Annotated in this window: 1 protein-coding gene; it reads right to left on the bottom strand. The window is 36.5% G+C overall.

Annotated features, from left to right (window positions below; all coding sequences use genetic code 11):
* Positions 1–150 precede the first annotated feature (150 nt).
* Positions 151–1,539: an arginine decarboxylase gene (locus H7U22_RS16175; RefSeq protein WP_187072383.1), complete on the bottom strand. Its 1,389-nt coding sequence runs from the start codon at positions 1,537–1,539 to the stop codon at positions 151–153.
* Between the last annotated feature and the right edge of the window lie 447 nt (positions 1,540–1,986).

Below are 1,986 nucleotides of genomic sequence, written 5' to 3'. Positions count from 1 at the left end.
AAGTTTGTGGTTTGGCAAATTATGTACTATCCCTCTCCTTGAAGAGAGGGAATCGGGATTTCTACTAAAAACTAAGCCCCCAGCTTTGTGTTCTTTGCGTCTTAGTGGTTAAATATGCTAAGCGTTCTTTGCGGTAAAAGCTAGGATACCTTAGTAACCCAATATCTTCAACACCTGCTTACTATTCTGCTCTTCCCCAAAAACCTCAAAATTGAAACTTTCATCGCGGTTTCTGCGGATTAAAACGTGTTTCGGACTTGGCAATAAACAGTGGTGAATACCACCGTAACCACTCAATACTTCTTGATAAGCACCTGTGTGGAAGAAGCCAAGGTATTGTACTTTACGCGTCTTAGGCATAAAAACACTATTCATGTGCGCTTCCTGGTTGTAATAATCCTGACCATCGCAGGTTATTCCGCCTAAGTTAACACGCTCATATTCAGCATCCCAGTTGTTAATTGGCAATAAAACATATTTTTGGTTCAGCGCCCAAACATCTGGTAAGTTAGTGATGAAAGAGCCATCTAACATTAACCAACGCTCACGGTCGTTTTGTTGCTTTCTTCCTAAAACTTTATATAAAATTCCAGAAGCTTCAGCAACTGTATATTTACCAAATTCGGTAATAATATCTGGTTCCATTACTTCGTGGATGGCACAGATTTCCTTAATCCGTTTAACAATTTCGTTTACCATGTATTCGTAATCGAAATCGAAAACCAATGAATCTTTAAATGGCATTCCGCCACCAATATCCAAAGTATCTAAATCAGGATTAATTTTTTTAAACTTGCAATAAAGCGTAACGTATTTCTCCAATTCATTCCAATAATATGGCGAATCGGTAATACCCGAGTTGATAAAGAAGTGCAATAATTTTACCCGGAAGTTTGGATTATGAACGATTTTATTGTTGTAAAAATCAATAATATCTTCCATCCGAACACCTAAACGGGAGGTGTAAAATTGCGAATCTGGTTGTTCCTCAGCCGCAATACGGATCCCTAAATTGCAAGGCGTATCAATATCAACTTCATCATCAAAAAGGTTAAATTCCTCTTTATTATCCAACACAGGGATAATATTGGTATAACCATCGTGCAACATATCAATAATATATTGCTTGTATTGATAGGTTTTAAAACCATTACAAATGATGGTCGTATCCTTGGTTAACACCCCTTTTTTCTCCAAGGCCTCAATCATTGGCATATCAAAAGCCGAAGAGGTTTCCAAGTGGATATTGTTTTTAAGCGCCTCTTCTACAATGTGTTTAAAATGCGAGCTTTTTGTACAATAGCAATATTTGTAATCGCCACGATAATTGTTCTTTAAAATGGCAGTTTGGAAAAGAATCTTCGCCTGTTGAATCTTCTTGCTCACCATTGGTAAGTACGTGAAACGTAGGGGAGTACCATAAGTTTCAATCATTTCCATCAGGTTTAAATCCTGAAAATATAATTCATCATCTATAACATCGAAACCTTCCTGCGGGAAGCCAACACTTAGATCAAGAAATTCTGAGTAACTCTGCATTTATTGTTAAATAATTTTTGCAAAAATGTAATTTTAAATCGAGAATTAATCTTTATTGAAAATATTTTTACTGTAGAGAAACGCTTGGGCTTAAGACAAATTTTTTAGTGGAATAGTTTTGGGAGTGAAAGATAGTGATAAGTAAGATTTTTTACTTGGAAAGCAGGGTTCTGTGTACATCGGTTAGCGCTGTCCCGCTGTCCGTTTTACGCTCCCGATAGAAGAATCGGGATTCGTGCTCACTGTCATCGGGTTTAGAGAAATTAAGTTTATACTACTATTTAAGTTTTACTAGCGATGGTTCAAAAACTCTTCATTGCAATGTAGGAAGCAATCTGTCTCGTAAAATAGATTGCTTCGTGCCTCGCAATGACGAAAACCCCCTTATTAACTATATAATCTCTTTCAAAGGCAAATAAACCTTCTTTTTTAACAGTTAAAAAAGAT

The sequence above is a fragment of the Pedobacter fastidiosus genome, from assembly GCF_014306625.1.
Classification (GTDB): domain Bacteria; phylum Bacteroidota; class Bacteroidia; order Sphingobacteriales; family Sphingobacteriaceae; genus Pedobacter; species Pedobacter fastidiosus.
Note: the sequence above shows the minus strand (reverse complement) of the source record. Positions and strands in the feature narration are given on the sequence as shown.